Genomic DNA, 18439 nt, shown 5'->3' on the forward strand with positions numbered 1-18439 from the left:
GGTCTACCCGTCGATGCCGTACAGGCGCGCCCAGTTCTCGCGGCTCGTGAGCTTGGGCAGCGCTTCCTGCCAGACCGTCTTCATCCGGGGAGCTTCCTTGCGGAGCTGCCAGCACACCTTCGCGGCGTGCTTCGCGAGTTCGACGGCGGTGTCCTTGTCGCGGTGACGCACCCGCACGGCGTTCTGCGAGGCGTCGGTGACGACGGCCTTGTCGAACAACGACACGTGCCACCACGACGCGAAGTGCGCGGGCACGGTGACCGTCCGGCGGTCGACCTTGCCGGCGAACTGCTGCACGGCACGCTTGAGCAGCACCAGGCCCTCGCGCTTCTTGTCGGGCTCGAACTGCCACACCGACATCTGCGTGTGCGGGTCGGATTCGGCACCCACCTGCGCGGCCGGCAGCGGCTTCGTCTCGGGATAGCGGTCGCGCAGTTCGCGCAATTCCTTCAGCACCGACTGGCCGCCGTCGTAGAGGAAGTCCGGTCCGGCGAGGAAGTCCTCCGCGGCCTTGATGAAGGTCGCGGCGAGCCCGTACTGCATCGAGACGATGAGCTCACTGATCTTGCGGAACAGGTACTTCGACATGTCGTTGCCGTCGAAGCGCCCGTAGATGGACGAGACGATCAGACCGTTGCGGATGCTGAAGTAGCGCGCCCAGTCGTCGTAGTCCTTGAGGTAGAAGTCGGCGTGCCACACACCCGCATTGGGCAGGGTGACCGTCGGGTGCCCCGCGTAGCGGGCGCGGATGCCGTATTCGATGTCGTCCCACTGGAAGAACAACGGGATGGGCAGGCCGCAGTCGGCGATGATCTCGGCGGGCAGCAGGCAGGTCCACCAGCCGTTCCAGCCGGCGTCGAAACGCATGTCCTGCTTCTTCTTCACGAGATCGATGCCCATGCGCGCACCCGGAGTCAGTGCGCCGGCGGTGATCTCGTCGAGCACCTCGCGCTCGGCCGAGACGTGCAGGACCTGCGGGTTGCTCAACGACAGCATCTGGGCGCCGACGATGGTCGGCTGCACCGTCATGTTCGCGAAAGCGTTGAGACGCAACACCGATTCGGGTTCGCACAGGATGTCGTCGTCCATGACGATGACGTTGGCGTGCTCGGCCTTGGCGGAGCCGGTGATCTCGTACATGCCACGCGAGAAGCCACCCGCACCACCGAGATTCGGCTGGGTCAGGTAGATGAGCTTGTCGCCGAGCTTGTCGGCGACCTCGGCGAACGCCGAACGCGAGCGCACCTGATCGGTGCCCTGGTCGACGATGCACACCGCTTCGATGTCGGCCATCGCCCCGTCGTCCGAGGCGAGGGTGCCGACGGTGACGGTGCAGTCGTCGGCGCGGTTGAACGTGCAGATGACGACCGCGGCGGGTCGCAGGCGCTCGGGCGCGGCGACCGTCCAGCGCGCGTCGGAGACGAGCACCGATCCGTTGCTGGCGTCGACGGCAAACCACATCGCACCGCCGTCGACGAACCGTTCGATCGGCAGCTCGAGGTCGAGCTCGCCCGAACCCGACACCGTCTCGACCGTCACGATCCGCTCGCGCCCGCGGGCGTCGGAGGCCCACACGGTGAACTTCGCGGTACCGGAGCAGCCGTAGGTGAGCTGCAGGTTCACGGTCTTCACGTCGGTCCAGCGCTGCCAGAACGTCGCGGGGAAGCGCCCGAAGTAGGTGTTGGTGTGGGCGGTCGCGCCGTCGGCGAGCTGCAGCCCGTAACGGTCGGACGCCGCGTCGCCCTTGGTGTGGACGTACATCTTCTCCGGCACGCGCGGCGACAGGGATGCGAAGACGCCGCGCTGGACGATCAGCCGGTCGCGACGCACCGGCTCGGTGAGAACCTCGTCCAGCGTGTCCGCGTCATGTCCGATCGTGCTTGTGTCGCCGGCAGCTGCCTGCTCCATCGGGCTACTCCCCGCTCGTGGTCGATCCGCTGTTTTCGATGCGACAGTAGCAGCGGAAACAGGAGCTCCACGGTTGTGTGCGTCGTGCACCAGTGTTTCGACCCATTCGCGAATTGTGCCGGGATCACCCCGAACGGCGCAGGTTATCCGCCCAGAACGCGCTCGGTGCGGCTGTAGCCGGCCTCGGTGACGTGCTTCTGTGGCGTCCACCACTGCTCGTTGGCGCGGTACCAGTCGATGGTCGCGGCCAGGCCCTCACGGAAGTCGCGGTAGCGGGGTTGCCAGCCCAGTTCGGTGCGCAGGCGGGTCGCGTCGATGGCGTAGCGCAGGTCGTGGCCGGGGCGGTCGGTGACGAAATCGAACTCGGTCCTGTCCTTGCCGCACAGTTCGAGGACGGTTTCGACGACGGTGCGGTTGTCGGTCTCCCCGTCGGCGCCGATCAGATAGGTCTCGCCGAGCTGTCCGTGTTCGATGATCGTCCACACCGCGCTGTTGTGGTCGTCGACGTGGATCCAGTCGCGCACGTTCGTGCCGGTGCCGTAGAGCTTGGGGCGCACACCGGTGAGCACGTTGGTGATCTGGCGGGGGATGAACTTCTCCACGTGCTGATAGGGGCCGTAGTTGTTCGAGCAGTTCGAGATGGTCGCGCGGACGCCGAACGAGCGCACCCAGGCGCGTACCAGCAGATCCGAGCCGGCCTTGGTCGACGAGTAGGGGCTCGACGGGTTGTAGGCGGTGGCCTCGGTGAAGCGGGCGGGGTCGTCGAGGGCGAGGTCGCCGTAGACCTCGTCGGTGGAGATGTGGTGATAGCGCACGTCGTACCTGCGGACGGCCTCGAGCAGGGTGAAGGTGCCCACGAGATTGGTGTGCACGAACGGCGCGGGGTTGGACAGCGAGTTGTCGTTGTGGGATTCGGCGGCGAAGTGCACCACCAGATCGGTGTCGGCGACGAGCCGGTCGACGAGGTCGGCGTCGGCGATGTCACCTTCGACGAAGGTGATCTTCTCGGCGACGGGGTCGAGGGAGGCACGGTTGCCGGCGTAGGTGAGCTTGTCGAGCACGGTGACCTGCGTGTCGGGTCGTTCCGCGACGGTCTGATGGACGAAGTTCGCGCCGATGAAACCGGCACCACCGGTGACGAGCAGCCTCATTGGGGCAAGCCTACTCATGCGAGACTGTCCGACATGCGCGGAATCATCCTCGCGGGTGGGACGGGCTCGCGTCTGCATCCGATCACCCAGGGCGTGAGCAAGCAGCTCGTGCCCGTCTACGACAAGCCGATGATCTACTACCCGCTCTCGACGCTCATGCTCGCCGGGATCCGCGACATCCTCATGATCACCACCCCACACGACGCCGAGCAGTTCCACTGGTTGCTCGGCGACGGCTCGCAGTTCGGGGTGAACATCACCTACGCGATCCAGCCCTCCCCCGACGGTCTGGCGCAGGCCTTCGTGCTCGGCGCCGACCACATCGGCACCGACCCGGTCGCATTGATCCTCGGCGACAACATCTTCTACGGCCCGGGCCTGGGCACGCAGCTCAAACGCTTCGCGCACATCGACGGCGGGGCGGTCTTCGCGTACCGGGTGTCCGACCCGTCGGCCTACGGGGTGATCGAGTTCGACTCGACCGGTCGCGCCCTGTCGCTCGAGGAGAAACCCGACGACCCGAAGTCGAACTTCGCGGTTCCGGGTCTGTACTTCTACGACAACGACGTCGTCGAGATCGCCCGCTCGTTGACGCCGTCGGCGCGCGGCGAGCTGGAGATCACCGACGTCAACCGCACCTATCTGGAGGCGGGGAAACTGCAGGTCGAGGTGCTGCCGCGCGGCACCGCCTGGCTCGACACCGGCACCTTCGACTCGCTGCTCGACGCGTCGAACTATGTGCGCACCATCGAACAACGCCAGGGCCTGAAGATCGGCGCACCCGAGGAGGTCGCCTGGCGGCTCGGGTTCATCGACGACGAGCAGTTGCGCGCCGCGGCCGAGCCGCTGGTGAAGTCGGGCTACGGCAGCTACCTGCTGGATCTGCTCGAACGAGGAAAGGACCGCTAGGTGCAGTACCGCGAACTGACGATCGCCGGGGCGTGGGAGATCACGCCGAAACAGTTCGGCGACGACCGGGGTGTGTTCCTCGAATGGTTCAAGCAGGAGAGTTTCACCGACGCCGCCGGCCGGCCTCTGGAGTTGGCGCAGGCGAACTGCTCGGTCTCCGCCACCGGGGTACTGCGCGGCATCCACTACGCGGATGTCCCTCCGGGACAGGCGAAATACGTCACGTGCGTGTCGGGGTCGGTGCTCGACGTCGTCGTCGACCTGCGGGTCGGATCGCCGACCTTCGGACAGTGGGATTCGGTACTGCTGGACACGAAGGACCGTCGCGCGATCTTCCTGTCCGAGGGCCTCGGCCACGGTTTCCTCGCCCTCGAGGACAACTCGACCGTCGTCTACCTGTGCTCGACGGGCTACAACCCCGACCGCGAGCACGAGGTGCACCCCCTCGACCCGGAAATCGGGATCGACTGGCCCACAACAGGTGCCGACGGCAGATTGTTGACCTACGAACTGTCGGCGAAGGACCAGGCCGCCCCCACCCTGGCCGACGCCCGCGAAGCGGGTCGTCTCCCGCACGCATAGGGCTCAGCCACCGATCCGTAACATCCTGGGACTCTTGCCGATAGCCAGGACAGTGCTTCCCTCACCGACATACCGAAGAGACAGGATCCGACCGTGAAGTCGAACACCACCCTCGGACGGGTAGCGAGCGTCGGCGTCGCAGCCGCCGTTACCGCCGGCCTCGCTGTTGCCGGAACTTCCACCGCTTCCGCGGACTCGAACTGGACCACGTTCACCAATACGGTGGGTCTGCACCTCGATACGGGTTCGAGCGGGTATGCCGGCAACGCAACCCCGTTCATCGATGCACCGGTCGTGCTCCGAACCGACCCCGCCTCTCCCGAACTGCCGTTCTGGATCGGGGGAATCGGATCACCGTTCTGCCCCTGCACCGTGCACTGGCACAACGAGACCACAGGTGAGCGCGGGAAGGTACGTGCCAACAGCACTCTGCTCCCCTCGGAAACGGGTGCCGGGGAGATCTCGGCATACGTCACGATCGATGGCAACGTCAGCGTCACCGCCGTTCGTGGCGTCGCCAACTGGACCGCCCGATAGCAGATCTGGTTGTTCCGACGGCGTTCAGCGCGGTCGGAACAACCGGATCATCGGGTGCGGCCGAGTGCCGCACGGATCCGGCGTACGACGCCGTCCGGGTCCTGCGTCAACATGTGCCAGGTGAATCGCAGAACGTGCCATCCTGCGTTGATGAGGACGTTCTGTCTTTCGATGTCGTGGCGGTGACGGTCTGCGTCGCGATGCCACGCCCATCCGTCGATCTCTATCGCCACCCGCTCGGCCTCGAACGCGACGTCGATCTCGTATCCACAGCTCATCACGTGTGCACGCCAACCGGTGAGGCCTGCCTGACGTAGCAGCCGATGGAAGATGCGTTCGGCCTGGGAATGCCCGCCGTCCCGGGCGGTGCACAACAATTTCTCCGCAGCGCGCGACCCACGACGTCCCGGATTCCGGCGGTGGGACCGCTCCAGCAGAGCCAATGACGTGTGTCGTTGAAGTGCTCTGTCCATGAGGACGGAACCCTCTTTCAGCTCGACCGCTGCCTCCAACACCGTGAGAGGTACACCTGTGACCCGCAGCCCGCGCACGGTCACGATGTCGTCGGCGGGCAGGTCCCTGCGACGGAGGTGCACATTCCCGTTCCTCACGATGGCCCGCCCGTGTGGGACGGTGACGAAGTAACGGGCGGGAGACCTGTCGAGGATGCCGTGCCACCACGCGGCGCTCGGACCCCACGCCGTCGCCGCACGTCCCGCGCTGTAGACCGCGGTGCGCAAATGCACCGACGGAGTACGCTCCCGGTCGGCGCGCAGGTAGATACCGGGCGCCAGGGAGACCCATTCGCCGGATCGCACGTAATGGTCGATGATCGCGATGCTCAGTCCGCATCTCACAGCCTGATCTCGGGTGACGACACCGTCCTGCCGGGCCATGATCGCGTGCGCTCGGGAGCGTGACATATCCGGTTCGACGCCACAGGCTCCCGAACGGTTCCCCACCTGTGCGATTTGGTTGGATCAACCGCGCATACCGCCGTCGAACCAACCAAATCGATCAGCGGAGGCGGAAGATCACGACCCGCTGGACGACGAAGTTGATCACCGTCGCAGTGCCCTGGGCGACGACGAAGGCGAAGGGCGTGACCCACCACTCGTCGCCGAGGGCTTCGTTGAGTACGCGGTTGATGCCGACCTGTGCGGCGAACGTCACGGCGTACAGGACCACCACAGCCGCGAAGCGGACGCGGCTCGGCGGGGCCTTGAAGGTCCAGCGGCGGTTGATCAGGTAGGCGGTGGTGGTGCCGGCCACGAACGACAGGGCCTTCGCCACGTCGCGGGTGACGCCCAGTGCCATGAGCAGGACGTACAGGCCGTAGTCGACGATCGCCGAGAACCCGCCGGTCAGGACGAACCGTGTGAGCTGCGTCTTCAGGTCCAGCGCCTCGTCGGCCGTCGAATCGGTCAACGGCAGTTCGGGAGCCAGCGGGGCGTGGTGCTCCGGCAGCGGCTGCACATGGTCGTGGGATTCCGGCACGCAGACGAGGGTAACGCCCGTGAGGAACAGCATCTTGCCGGGTGACCAGGACACACGGGTAGCCTTTACCCCGATGTCCACGACAGCTACGGAGCACGCGAGCGAGCCGCTCCCCACCCAGACCCGCACCCTGACCGGCTGGGGGCGCACCGCGCCGACCACCGCAGAGGTGCTGTCCACTCCCGACGTCGACGTGATCGCGAAGGCCGTTGCGCGAGTCGCGGAAGACAACGAGTCGAAGCCGTCGCACCTGCGGCGCGGCGTGATCGCACGCGGGCTCGGACGCTCCTACGGCGATCCGGCGCAGAACGCGGGCGGGCTCGTCATCGACATGACGGCGCTGAACAAGATCCACAGCATCGACCGTGACTCCCGCAAGGTCGTGGTGGACGGTGGTGTGAGCCTCGACCAGCTCATGCGCGCCGCGCTGCCGTTCGGTCTGTGGGTGCCCGTCCTGCCGGGCACGCGCCAGGTCACCATCGGTGGTGCGATCGGTGCCGACATCCACGGCAAGAACCACCACAGCGCGGGCAGCTTCGGCAACCACGTCAAGTCCATCGACCTGCTCACCGCCGACGGCCAGGTCCGCACGTGCACCCCCACCGGGCGCAACGCCAAGCTGTTCTGGGCGACCGTGGGCGGAATGGGTCTGACAGGCATCATCCTGCGCGCGACCATCGAGATGACCCCCACGGAGACGGCGTACTTCATCGCCGACAGTCGCCGCACCGAATCGCTCGACGAGACGATCGCCCTGCACAGCGACGGTTCGGAAGCGAACTACGACTACTCCAGCGCATGGTTCGACGCCATCTCGCCGGAGCCGAAGCTCGGCCGCGCCGCAGTCTCCCGAGGCAACCTCGCGAAGCTCGACCAGCTGCCGAAGAAGCTGCAGAAGGACCCGCTCAAGTTCGACGCGCCGACCCTGCTGACCCTGCCCGACGTATTCCCGAACGGGCTGGCCAACAAGTTCAACTTCTCGGTGATCGGTGAGCTGTACTACCGGAAGACGAAGAACGCCGACAACCAGGTCCAGAATCTGACGGCGTTCTACCACCCCCTCGACCTGTTCGGGGAGTGGAACCGCGGCTACGGACCCAACGGCTTCCTGCAGTACCAGTTCGTGGTGCCGCCGGAAGCGGTCGACGAGTTCAAGAAGATCATCCGCGACATCCAGGCGTCGGGACACCACTCGTTCCTGAACGTGTTCAAGCTGTTCGGTGAAGGGAACAAGGCTCCGCTCAGCTTCCCCATCCCCGGCTGGAACATCTGCGTCGACTTCCGGATCAAGCCGGGCCTGAACGAGTTCGTGCGCGAACTCGACAAGCGGGTCCTCGAGTTCGGTGGTCGCCTCTACACCGCGAAGGATTCGCGGACCGACGCGGAGACCTTCCACGCCATGTACCCGCGGATCGACGAGTGGCTGAAGGTGCGCCGCTCCGTCGACCCCACGAACGTCTTCGCCTCCGATATGTCCAGAAGGTTGGAACTCCACTGATGATCAACGCCGTCGGCAACCCCCAGACCCTGCTGCTGCTCGGTGGCACCTCCGAGATCGGCCTGGCCATCGTCGAGGAGTACCTGCGCAAGGCACCGGCCCGCGTGATCCTCGCGGCCCTGCCCGGCGACCCGCGTCGTGAGGACGCCGTCGCCCAGGCGAAGGCCGCGGGTGCGACGCAGGTCGACCTGATCGACTTCGACGCGCTCGACACCGCGAGCCACCCGGCCGTCATCGACCAGGCATGGAAGGACGGCGACGTCGACATCGCGATCGTCGCCTTCGGTCTGGACGCCGACGCCGAGGAGCTGTGGCAGAACCAGAGCAAGGCCGTGCGGGTCGCTGAGGTCAACTACACGGCCGCGGTCTCCGTGGGTGTGCTGCTGGGCGACAGGATGAAGGCGCAGGGCTTCGGCCGCATCATCGCGATGTCGTCGGTCGCCGGCGAGCGCGTGAAGCGCGCCAACTTCGTCTACGGCTCCACCAAGGCCGGCCTCGACGGTTTCTATCTCGGTCTCGGTGAGGCGCTGCGTCCGTTCGGTCCGCGCGTGACCGTCGTGCGCCCCGGCCAGGTGCGCACGCAGTTCAGCGCGCACGTCGACGAGGCGCCGCTCACCGTGAACAAGGAGGACGTCGCGAAGCTCGCGGTTGCGGCCTCCGATCGCGGCAAGGAGATCGTCTGGGCACCGGGCACCTTCCGGTTCGTGATGATCGTGCTGCGTCACCTGCCGCGCGCGATTTTCCGCAAGCTGCCGATCTGACAGACGTGCACTCGCTGCCCCGCCGGACCCGTTCCGGCGGGGCAGTCGTCTTGTTCAGGGTTTACCGGACGTATCCGGTTCCGCTGTGGATCATCCCGGGCGGCCCGTAGCACCAGTGGTTGATCGACCCTTCGTTCACGAAGACGCCGTTCACGGTGCCGTCCTGCCCCGCCTCGTTCGTCGCGTAGCCGACACCCGGAGTCCCGAGGACGATGCACTGGTAGGGATCGACGCCGTGGTGGTCGTACAACCGGCCGTCGATCGGGCCGCCGGGCTCACCCGGTTCGATCACCGGATACGCCGAGGCCTGCGCCGCCCCGAAGACGAGGAGAGGTGCCGTCGCGAGTGTTGCAAGGGCCGCACGAACCGCTTTACCTGTCATGATCTGAGCCTTTCGTTCGGATTCCCCGGGCCGTACCGATGGCCCGGTTTCCCGACGCAACTTCCAGGATGAAGGTCCCGACCCGTGGACGGCGGCGTTTTTGCGGCGCGGATCGGGCCGCCACTCGTCTCGCGGACGCATCTCTATGCTCGTGGGGTGCTCGCCGACACTCCTGTAGCAGTAGCCCCGTTACGCCGTGCCGTCTCGACGCTCGTGCAGTTCGTCTGCGCAGCGCTCGTCGCAGCACTCGTCGCGGCGGTGGGGCTGTTCGCCTTCGACCGCGTGCAGTGGCCGGCGTTCAATTCGTCGAACGTGACGCAGGCCGTCACCACCGTCATGCAGTTCGCGGCGCTCGCCGTGCTCGGCCTGTCGATCTATCTGCTGCGTCGCCGCAGATGGGTGACGGGGGCGCGGGTGTTGTCGTGGGCGGCGCTGTCCGGCCTGGTCACCGCGACCCTCGGGATGCCGCTGGCCGCGACCCGCCTCTATCTGCACGGCATCTCCGTCGACCAGGAGTTCCGCACCCAGTTCCTCACGCGGCTGACGGACAGCGCGGCGTTGCGGGACATGAACTACGCCGATCTGCCGTCGTTCTATCCGGCCGGGTGGTTCTGGATCGGTGGACGTGTCGCGAACGTGCTGGGTATGGACGGCTGGGAAGCGTTCAAGCCGTATGCGATCGGTTCGCTGGCGGTCGCGGCGGTCGTCGCCCTGGTGTTGTGGTCCGAACTGGTCCGCTCCGACCTCGCGGTGCTCGCTGCCACCGCGACGACGCTCGTCGTGCTGGCCTACGGTTCGCCGGAACCCTACGGAGCGGTGATCGCCGTGCTGGTCGCGCCGGCGTTGGTGCTGGCCTGGGGCGGTTTCCTGCCCGCTACGACCGGTGGCCGGGTGCGACAGGGCTGGGGCGCCGTCGTGGGGACGGGCCTGTTCCTCGGTCTCGCAGCGACCTTCTACACCCTCTATCTCGGTATCGCGGCGTTCGCGGTGACGGTGATGGCCGTCGTCGCGGCGTACATCGCGCGTCGCGCCACCGGGTCGTGGCGGGCTGTCCTTCCGGTGCTCGTGCGTCTCGTGGTGATCGCGGTGATCGCGGTGATCGTCGCGTTGATCGTGTGGGCGCCGTTCGTGTTCGACGTGCTGGGCGGTAATCCCCCGTCCGAGTCCGGTACCGCAACGCACTATCTCCCCGATACCGGTGCGCGACTGCCGTTGCCGATGTTCCACATGTCCTTGATCGGACTGTTGTCGTTGCTGGGCACCGTGTGGCTCGTGGGCCGCGCGTCGTCGTCGCATCGGGCGCAGGCGCTCGGGCTCGGGGTGATCGCGGTCTACCTGTGGTACCTCGCGTCGATGGCGTTGACCGCCGTGGGCAACACCCTGCTCGCGTTCCGTCTCGAGGTGATCCTGCTCGTACTGCTCGCTGCGGCAGGCGCATTCGCCTTCGTCGACTTCTCGCGGTGGATCAGCCTGGCGACCAGCGAGAATCCGCGCGTGCGCAGGGTTCTCGTGGCGGTGGGCGCTCTCGGTGCGCTGGCGTTCACCCAGAACATCCCGCAGGTGCTCGGGGGTGAGATCACCGTCGCCTACACCGACACCGACGGGGCCGGTGAACGCGCCGACCAGCGACCCGCCGGTGCCGCGTCCTACTACGCCGAGGTGGACGACGTCCTGCTGTCCCAGTTGGGCGGCGAGCGTGACGACCATGTGGTCCTCACGGCCGACACGTCCTTCCTCGCCTACTACCCGTACTTCGGCTTCCAGGCCCTGACCTCGCACTACGCCAACCCGCTGGCGGAATTCTCCGCGCGTGCCGCAGCGATCGAGGAGTGGTCGGAACTCTCCTCCGCCGACGAACTGCTCGCCGCGTGGGAGGAGTTGCCGTGGCGAGCCCCCGACGCCGTCGTCTTCCGACAGGGCGCCGAGGGCTACACGCTGCGTCTGGCCGAGGACGTCTACCCGAACGATCCCAATGTTCGGCGGTACACGGTGACCTTCCCCAAGGAACTCTTCGACGATCCCCGCTTCACCGTGACCGAGGTGGGGCCGTTCGTCGTCGTCACCGCGACGGGCGAATCGGCATGATCCGACGAACTCCGATGTCGCGCAACCACAATCCACCCCAGACGAAGATGCCGGTGTAGATCGGGAAGAGGGTCGTGCTGACGATCGGCTGTTCGGTGAGCAGATTCGTCGCGACGGCACCACCGAGGTAACCGGTGAGCAGAACGGCACCGAGGATCGCGGTGGGCGGCAGGACGTAGGCGATCAGGCAGATCAGCAGGACCACGCCGAACACGCGGTTGAGGCTCGGATCGAATCCGAGATCGGCCATGGCTTCCTGCACCTGCGAGACGTTGGCGATGTGGATGATCGAGTCCCACAGCAGGAACAGGACGACGAGGCCGCTGACGATCAGGCCTGCGATGCGGGCGGTGCGTGAGGGTGCCGCGGCGGTGTCGTCGCGGGTGCCGGTGGTGGACGGGGTGAAGGTGTTCATGACGACCTCCTGGTAGGTGGGCAGCGGTGCTGTCGCAGATACCGACCGGGCAGGAGCCGGAAACTCATCGCGGCTGCGGTAGGGTCTCGGCGAGTCGTACGGGGGGTACGACGGAATCGGGGGATTCGATGAGCGACGTTCTGTATGTGCCGATCCGACGCCGCGACAGTTCCGGGCAGGTTCGGCTCGAGATGCGCACTCTGTCCGACGACCGGTTGGCGTTGCCCGCCTACACCTCACTGAAGGAACTGGTCCGCTGTTGTGGACCGCAGCAACCGTGGATGGGTGTCGACAGCAGAGGGCTGCAGGAGATCCATCGGACCACCCGGTACGACGTGGTCCTGCTCGACGGTCGACAACCACCTCCGCCCCCAGTCGAGGACGACGACCGTCCGTTCGAGAATCCACTCGGCAGGAGAGCGACTCGGTGAGCATCGACATCGGCGACCTCGACGCCGTCGCGAAACTCCTGGCGACCGGAGCAATAGGAATCGACGAGCTCGGATCCGATCCCGCACCGATACCCGACGCGGGTGCCACCACCCCGCTGCTCGTCGAAGCTCTCGGGTCGATTGCTTCCGCGCTGGACGCAGCGGTCCGGTCGCTGGCCAACGCAGCAGACGCCACCCAGGACAGTCTGCGCGCCTACCAGGACGCCGAGTCGCACACTGCTCAGGAGATGGCGAAGGCCGGTGAGGGATGAGTCTCGACACCCGGGTCTTCGGCGACCCCACCTCCTGCTACGCATGTGCGGATTCGCTCGCTGACCTCGCCACGGGAGTCAACGACCGGCTGAAGTCGGCACGCGACGGACGCACCGAATCCGAATTCGAGTTCAGAAGCCCTGCGGGAGATGCGTTCCGCACGACGCTCGACCGCATCATCACCTGGACGACCGAGGCTGCAGACCAGATCGACGTGATCGCCGCTGCCCTGCGCGCATTCGCCGACGGGCTCGCCACCGCCCGGTCACGCATGTCGCAGGCCGAGGCGACAGCGGCGGAAGCCGGTATTCCCGTGGAGTTCGGCGTCGGGATCGGTGAGCCACTCAACGTCGATCCGAACTCGTACGACATTGCACCCCAGGTACTTCGGGCGAAACAGATCGCAGCCTACGAGGCGGCTGCGGGGTTCGTTACGGAAGGTCGCGCGGCCGAAACTGGGGCGCACAGCGCGCTCGCGGAAGCCTTGCGCGGGCCAACGACGATCCTGAAGGACGCAGAAGCCCAGTGGGAATGGCTCTTGGCGCATACCGTGGGCGGATACATAGCGACGACAGTCTCCGAGCTGTCGAAATGGGGCAACGAAGCCGCTACGCGAGGTGCGACCCTCGCCCGGCTGCGTGAGCTTGCTGCCGAAGCGGCGCGACTTGGCGATCCGTACCCTGAAGCAACAGCCGCCAGGGCTGTTCGAGCCTTCCAAGGCGGAGCGGACGATGCTGCACGGTTCGCTGCGGAGAACTCTCGACTGCTTGCCGGGCTCGGCGACAACAAGTTCGTCCAGTTGTTCGGAAAGAACGTCGACAGCTTCCTTCCGGAAGGGTCGGCCCTCTCGAAAATCGGAGCCAAAATTCCTGTTGTCGGGTTGGCCTTGACTGGATGGCAAACCTTCCACGATGTCAGCAATGCTGATGACAGTACCGAGGCGGTCGAGGCGGTAGCCAAGAACGTGGGAGGTTTCGTCGCGGGAACAGTTGCGACCGAACTGATTCTTGCCAGCGCAGCAGGCGGACCCGTGACACTGCTGGCAGTTGGCGCCGGAGTCGGGGTAGCGTTCGGTGTAGGTGAAGTGATCGAGCACTGGGACGACATCTCCGGTGCGGCGGGTTCCGCAGCCCGCTGGGTTGGAAACCTGTTCTGAGGTCACGAATGAATGCAACCGACCTGCCTCAGATGCCTGATCCGATCACCGGGGAACCCCGCCCACCCTGCGCACCGCGCATCCATCACGGCACCGAGTACACACCGACCGACCGACTGCCCCGAAACCCACCGAAGGCACCGGATCACCTCGGACCCACACTCGAATGGCTCCAGCCCACCCTTCGCGACCAGTACGGCGATGCCGCGATGCTCGCCGGACTACTCGCGGTATTCGGGACGATCAGCGCAGGGGGTTTCAGCTGGGTCCTCGAATGGTGGGCATGGGGTCTGCTCGCGCTCTTCCCATGGATCATGTTCCGGGCCTCCGGAAACCACTGGACAGCAGCCGGTGTCAGTTGGGTGCAGTGGCGCGGCAGTTGGGTCGACACATACAAACTCACCCGCATCCAATTCTCCGCTGACGGCTACAGCCGCGTTCTTCGGCTGAAGGATGCCCACGGCAACGAGATCCATTCTTTCAAGATCAGCGAGATCCAGCGCAACCCCGACCTGTGGGATCTCGTCTACAACGGCATCCTCCACTCCGTCGCGTCGGGCCACTGCGACATCGACGCCAAGACCCGCCACATCCTGAAGATTCCCTACGAACTCGGGCCGCGCCCCACCCGTAGCGAACGCATCAGAGGACGGCGGCGTAGAGGGTGACGCTGTGAATCTACCCGCAATGCCGGATCCGAATACCGGAGAGCCGCGACCACCCCGTGCGCCACGCATCTACCAGAGAATCGAGCACACGCCGACCGACAGATCCCCACGGAAGCCTCCGGAAGCGCCGGAACATCTCGGACCCGTTCTCGAATGGCTCCAGCCCACCGCCCGTGACCAGTACACGAGCGCGCTCTTCATCGTGGGCATCTCGGTCGCGTACCTCACCCTTGTCGACGGAGGCCTTCGCTGGACCCACATGTGGGTCATGTGGGTCATCATGGCTGTGGGTGCGTGGGTGATGTTCGGCGCCACCAGAAACCATTGGACCGCAGTCGGATCCACCTGGGTGCAGTGGCGCGACGATTGGGTTGACACCTATCACCTCACCCGCATACGATTTTCAGCCGACGGGCCGAACCGCGTTCTCCGTTTGAAAGATGCACACGGCAACAAGATCCACTCGTTCAAGATCAGCGAGATCCAACGCAACCCCGACCTGTGGGACCTGGTCTACAACGGCATCCTCCACTCCGTCGCCTCCGGCAACTGCGACATCGACGCCAAAACCCGCCACATTCTGAAGATTCCCTACGAACTCGGGCCGCGCCCCACCCGTAGCGAGCGCATCAGAGGACGGGGACGTAGAGGGTGAACGCTGCCGACCTACCATCGATGCCGGATTCGATCACAGGCGAACCCCGCCCACCCCGGGCGCCCCGCATCTACCACGGCACGGAATACACACCGCTCGACCGCAACCCACGGAACCCACCAGATGCACCGGAGCATCTCGGCCCCGTTCTCGAATGGCTCCAGCCCACCGTGCGCGACCGATACATCGGCGCATTCCTCATAGCGGCAATCTTGGTCGTGTACCTCACCGTCATCAATGGAGACTTTCGCTGGATCCACTGGTGGATCATGTGGGTCATCATCCCTGGAAGTTCACTATTGTTGTTCTTCGGCAAGGGAAACCACTGGACTGCAGCCGGTGCCACCTGGGTCCAATGGCACGACAGCTGGGTCGATACCTACCATCTCACTCGCATCCGCTTCTCCGCTGATGGGCCCAGTCGTGTCCTGCGACTGAAAGACGCCCACGGCAACAAAATCCAATCGTTCAAGATCAGCGAGATTCAGCGCAACCCCGACCTGTGGGATCTGGTCTACAACGGTATCCTTCACTCCGTCGCCTTCGGCAACTGCGACATCGATGCCAAGACCCGCCACATCCTGAAGATCCCCTACGAACTCGGGCCGCGCCCCACCCGAAGCGAACGCACCAGAGGACGGCGGCGTAGAGGGTGAGGACGTCTCCGGGCCTACGGCAGTCGTGAGGCCAGCAACTCCGCCAGATGCGTGCCGCGCCGCGTCGTGAGGTCGCTCAGCTGGGTACGGCACGAGTAGCCGTCGGCGAGGATCACCGCGTCGTCGGATGCCGCCTCGACGGCCGGCAGCAGTTGGGTTCGCGCGACCGCCACCGACACGTCGTAGTGCCCGCGTTCGACTCCGAAATTCCCGGCCAGGCCGCAGCAGCCGGCGAGGCGCTGCACGTCGGCACCCGCGCGTCGCAACAGGGCGGCGTCGGCGCCCCATCCCATGACGGCGTGGTGGTGGCAGTGGGGTTGTGCGACGATCCGTGTGCCGTCCAGCGACGGCGGTTCCCAGTCGGCGAGGAGTTCGGCGAGGGTCGTGGTGCTGTCGGCCACGAGGCGAGCAGGTGCGGACCCGAGCAGTTCGACCGCGTCGGAACGCAGGACGGCGGTACACGACGGTTCGAGACCGACGATCGGCATGCCGCTGCGGAAGAGTTCGGCGACGGTGCGGCCCAGGATCTTCCGGGCCTGGTCGAGCTGTCCGGTGGTGATCCACGTCAGGCCGCAGCAGCGGGGTTCGTCGGTGAGGTGCACGCTGTGTCCGGCGGCTTCGAGCACGCGCACGGCGGCAACCCCGATCTCCGGGGTGAAGTACTCGGTGAAAGTGTCGACGAACAGCAGCACCGGGTCGCCCGTGCGGGATCGTTGCGAGAGGGTGTCGGCGAACCACTTCCGGAAGGTGCGGGGCGCGAACCTCGGTACACGGCGGCGGCGGTCGAGACCGGCGACGGTCAACCCGAGCGGGGCGACCCCCGGAGCGCGGGCAAGGGCGTTGACGGCGCGTGGTGCACGGGAGGCGATCGCCGCCCACTGCGGCAGCCTGCCGAGACCGTAGTGACTGGCGGGCCGCCTCCGTCCCCGGTAGGTCTGGTGCAGGACTTCGGATTTGAGGGTCGCCATGTCGACTCCGGTCGGACAGTCCGACAGACATCCCTTGCACGACAAGCACAGATCGAGCGCCTCGTGCACTTCCGGCGACTGCCACGACTCGGCGACGAGGTGACCGTTGAGCATCTCCTGCAGCACCCGGGCACGTCCTCGGGTGGAGTCCTTCTCCTCACGGGTCGCGAGGAAGGACGGGCACATCACCCCACCGGTGCCGGTGTTGTCGGCGCGGCACTTGCCGATCCCGGTGCACCGGTGGACTGCCTGCGTGAAGTCGCCGCCGTCCTCGAGATAGCGGAAGGCCAGACCCTCACGAACCTTCCGTGCGGCCGGGACGCGGAGGTCGACGTCGACGGGACGCGGGTCGACGAGCACTCCGGGGTTGAGGATGTTCTCCGGGTCGAAGACCGACTTCACGGCGCCGAACAGCGCGAGCGCGTCGGGCGAGTACATCAGGGGCAGCAGTTCGCTCCGGGCCCGGCCGTCGCCGTGCTCCCCCGACATCGACCCGCCGTACTCGGCGACGAGTTTGCCTGCTTCGAAGAGGAATTCGCGGAACAGGCCGGGAACCTCGAGCGGGATGTCGAGGCGGATGTGGATGCATCCGTCGGCGAAGTGCCCGTAGGGATAGCCGGTGACGTCGTATCCGGCGAGCAGTTCCTCGAAGTCGCGGAGATAGTCGCCGACGCGGTGGGCGGGGACGGCGGCGTCCTCCCATCCCGCGTGCGCGGGCAGTCCCTTCGGACTTCTCGCGGACAGGCCGGCCCCCTCCTCCCGGATGCGCCACAGCGCGGCGGCCCGCGCCTGGTCCTCGACGTGCAGGACGTCGGTCGCGGCTGCGGCGTGCGCGAGCGCCTTCGCCCGGTCGCGCACTTCGTCGGCGTCGTCGCCGGCCAGTTCGACGAACAGCCACGCCGCACCCGACGGCAGGGGCGGTACTGCTTCCGGCCCGCGCCGGTGCCGGACGATGTCGACGATCCGCGAGTCGAGTCCTTCGCACGCCGTGGGCCGGAACCCGAGTAGTCCGTGCGCGGCATTGCCGGCGGCGACGATGTCGGGATAGCCGAGTACGACCATCGTGTGGACGGCAGGATCGGCGATCAATTGCACCGTCGCCTCGGTCGTGATCCCGAGGGTGCCCTCGCTGCCGACGAACAGCTTCCGGACGTCGAATCCGTTCTCCGGCAACAGATGCTCGAGTGCGTAACCCGATACCTGCCGGCCGAAGCGACCGAATTCGGTACGGATGGTTGCGAGATCGCGCGCGACGATCTCCCGCAGCGGCTCGAGCGTCGGGTCCTCGCCGGGCAGCGACAGCGGGTGCCCGGTGCCGGTGAGCACCTCGAGCGCGACGACGTTGTCGGACGTGCGGCCGTAGCCGAGCGCCCGCGCCCCGCACGCGTTGTTGCCGATCATCCCGCCGATCGTGCATCGGTTGTGGGTGGACGGATCGGGGCCGAAGCGCAGACCGTGCGGTGCCGCGGTGCGCTGGAGCTCGGCCTGCACGACCCCCGGTTGCACCCGCGCGGTCCGGGTCTCGGGGTCGACGGAGAGCACCCGGTTCAGGTGACGCGAGAAGTCGATGACGACGCCGGGTCCGACGGCGTTGCCCGCGAGGGAGGTGCCGGTGCCGCGGGAGGTGAGGGGGACGCCTTCGCGCCGGCACACGTCGAGGGTCGTGGCGATGTCGTCGATCGATCGGGCGCGCACCACGGCCTGTGGCGGGACGCGATAGAGAGAGGCGTCCGACGAGTACAGCGCGCGCGTGGTCGAGTCGTCGCAGACCTCCCCGATGCCCGCCGCGCGCAGAGCGCGCCCGATCGGGGTGGAGGTCCTCATAGACAGCGATGCTAGTGGCGGGAGGCACCGCTCCGGACGTGGTCGGACAGAACCGCGGAGTACCCGCGAGTGGTGCGAGCGGA

At 66.5% G+C, this 18439-nt stretch carries 19 protein-coding genes; 12 read left to right on the plus strand and 7 right to left on the minus strand.

Annotation, left to right across the window (positions count from 1 at the left end):
* Nucleotides 1–3: 3 nt before the first annotated feature.
* Both ACPCXD_RS10755 and rfbB read right to left on the minus strand, forming a co-directional pair.
* Nucleotides 4–1908 carry a glycosyltransferase gene (locus ACPCXD_RS10755; RefSeq protein WP_039583435.1) on the minus strand — a complete coding sequence of 635 codons (1905 nt, stop codon included), beginning with the start codon at nt 1906–1908 and terminating at the stop codon, nt 4–6.
* A 143-nt stretch (nt 1909–2051) separates the two neighbouring features.
* Nucleotides 2052–3059, minus strand: coding sequence for a dTDP-glucose 4,6-dehydratase (gene rfbB / locus ACPCXD_RS10760; protein ID WP_229566793.1), 1008 nt, complete (start codon nt 3057–3059; stop codon nt 2052–2054).
* Nucleotides 3060–3092: 33 nt separating this feature from the next.
* Between rfbB and rfbA the strand changes: the two genes are divergently transcribed.
* The 3 genes from rfbA (at nt 3093) to ACPCXD_RS10775 (ending at nt 5087) form a co-directional block, all read left to right on the plus strand.
* Nucleotides 3093–3968 carry a glucose-1-phosphate thymidylyltransferase RfbA gene (gene rfbA, locus ACPCXD_RS10765; protein WP_059382154.1) on the plus strand — a complete coding sequence of 292 codons (876 nt, stop codon included), beginning with the start codon at nt 3093–3095 and terminating at the stop codon, nt 3966–3968.
* Nucleotides 3969–4550 carry a dTDP-4-dehydrorhamnose 3,5-epimerase gene (gene rfbC / locus ACPCXD_RS10770; protein WP_106200782.1) on the plus strand — a complete coding sequence of 194 codons (582 nt, stop codon included), beginning with the start codon at nt 3969–3971 and terminating at the stop codon, nt 4548–4550.
* A 93-nt stretch (nt 4551–4643) separates the two neighbouring features.
* A complete protein-coding gene (locus ACPCXD_RS10775) occupies nt 4644–5087 on the plus strand; it encodes a hypothetical protein (protein WP_060652249.1) in 444 nt (147 codons plus the stop codon).
* Between the two features lie 47 nt (nt 5088–5134).
* Here ACPCXD_RS10775 and ACPCXD_RS10780 read toward each other — a convergent pair whose 3' ends face one another.
* The gene (locus ACPCXD_RS10780) at nt 5135–6010 is read right to left on the minus strand and encodes a PDDEXK-like endonuclease domain-containing protein (protein ID WP_060652250.1); all 876 of its coding nucleotides are present in this window, start codon (nt 6008–6010) and stop codon (nt 5135–5137) included.
* A 94-nt stretch (nt 6011–6104) separates the two neighbouring features.
* The gene (locus ACPCXD_RS10785) at nt 6105–6638 is read right to left on the minus strand and encodes a GtrA family protein (RefSeq protein WP_016692646.1); all 534 of its coding nucleotides are present in this window, start codon (nt 6636–6638) and stop codon (nt 6105–6107) included.
* 19 nt (nt 6639–6657) lie between these two features.
* Here ACPCXD_RS10785 and dprE1 point away from each other — a divergent pair, with 19 nt between their 5' ends.
* A complete protein-coding gene (dprE1, locus tag ACPCXD_RS10790; RefSeq protein WP_230824104.1) occupies nt 6658–8082 on the plus strand; it encodes a decaprenylphosphoryl-beta-D-ribose oxidase in 1425 nt (474 codons plus the stop codon).
* Complete coding sequence (gene dprE2 / locus ACPCXD_RS10795) at nt 8082–8843, plus strand: decaprenylphospho-beta-D-erythro-pentofuranosid-2-ulose 2-reductase (RefSeq protein ID WP_106200785.1); 762 nt, start codon at nt 8082–8084, stop codon at nt 8841–8843. Before dprE1 ends, dprE2 begins: the two co-directional genes overlap by 1 nt.
* Before the next feature lie 61 nt (nt 8844–8904).
* On the opposite strand, the gene ACPCXD_RS10800 is transcribed toward dprE2, so the two are convergent.
* The gene (locus ACPCXD_RS10800) at nt 8905–9225 is read right to left on the minus strand and encodes a hypothetical protein (RefSeq protein ID WP_106200786.1); all 321 of its coding nucleotides are present in this window, start codon (nt 9223–9225) and stop codon (nt 8905–8907) included.
* 156 nt (nt 9226–9381) lie between these two features.
* Between ACPCXD_RS10800 and ACPCXD_RS10805 the strand changes: the two genes are divergently transcribed.
* Nucleotides 9382–11310, plus strand: a complete 1929-nt coding sequence (locus ACPCXD_RS10805) for an arabinofuranosyltransferase (RefSeq protein ID WP_226950098.1) — start codon at nt 9382–9384, stop codon at nt 11308–11310.
* Here ACPCXD_RS10805 and ACPCXD_RS10810 read toward each other — a convergent pair.
* The gene (locus ACPCXD_RS10810; RefSeq protein WP_059382146.1) at nt 11285–11725 is read right to left on the minus strand and encodes a DoxX family protein; all 441 of its coding nucleotides are present in this window, start codon (nt 11723–11725) and stop codon (nt 11285–11287) included. The genes ACPCXD_RS10805 and ACPCXD_RS10810 overlap by 26 nt on opposite strands.
* 128 nt (nt 11726–11853) lie before the next feature.
* Between ACPCXD_RS10810 and ACPCXD_RS10815 the strand changes: the two genes are divergently transcribed.
* From ACPCXD_RS10815 to ACPCXD_RS10840, 6 genes are read left to right on the plus strand one after another with little or no spacing between them, the layout of a single operon-like run.
* Nucleotides 11854–12156 (plus strand): SAV_915 family protein, encoded by a 303-nt coding sequence (locus ACPCXD_RS10815; RefSeq protein ID WP_423659517.1) that lies wholly within the window; start codon nt 11854–11856, stop codon nt 12154–12156.
* Complete coding sequence (locus ACPCXD_RS10820; protein WP_277370746.1) at nt 12153–12428, plus strand: hypothetical protein; 276 nt, start codon at nt 12153–12155, stop codon at nt 12426–12428. The genes ACPCXD_RS10815 and ACPCXD_RS10820 overlap by 4 nt, the downstream gene beginning before the upstream one ends.
* Nucleotides 12425–13585 carry a hypothetical protein gene (locus ACPCXD_RS10825; protein WP_423659519.1) on the plus strand — a complete coding sequence of 387 codons (1161 nt, stop codon included), beginning with the start codon at nt 12425–12427 and terminating at the stop codon, nt 13583–13585. Before ACPCXD_RS10820 ends, ACPCXD_RS10825 begins: the two co-directional genes overlap by 4 nt.
* 32 nt (nt 13586–13617) lie before the next feature.
* Nucleotides 13618–14253: a hypothetical protein gene (locus ACPCXD_RS10830; RefSeq protein WP_129975882.1), complete on the plus strand. Its 636-nt coding sequence runs from the start codon at nt 13618–13620 to the stop codon at nt 14251–14253.
* A 19-nt stretch (nt 14254–14272) separates the two neighbouring features.
* Nucleotides 14273–14908, plus strand: coding sequence for a hypothetical protein (locus tag ACPCXD_RS10835; RefSeq protein WP_160877316.1), 636 nt, complete (start codon nt 14273–14275; stop codon nt 14906–14908).
* 20 nt (nt 14909–14928) lie between these two features.
* Nucleotides 14929–15564 carry a hypothetical protein gene (locus ACPCXD_RS10840; RefSeq protein ID WP_129975884.1) on the plus strand — a complete coding sequence of 212 codons (636 nt, stop codon included), beginning with the start codon at nt 14929–14931 and terminating at the stop codon, nt 15562–15564.
* A 14-nt stretch (nt 15565–15578) separates the two neighbouring features.
* Here ACPCXD_RS10840 and ACPCXD_RS10845 read toward each other — a convergent pair whose 3' ends face one another.
* Complete coding sequence (locus tag ACPCXD_RS10845) at nt 15579–18356, minus strand: FAD-binding and (Fe-S)-binding domain-containing protein (protein WP_423659522.1); 2778 nt, start codon at nt 18354–18356, stop codon at nt 15579–15581.
* Between the last annotated feature and the right edge of the window lie 83 nt (nt 18357–18439).

It is taken from the genome of Rhodococcus sp. AB351 (assembly GCF_049538275.1).
In the GTDB taxonomy this organism is placed as follows: Bacteria; Actinomycetota; Actinomycetes; order Mycobacteriales; family Mycobacteriaceae; genus Rhodococcus.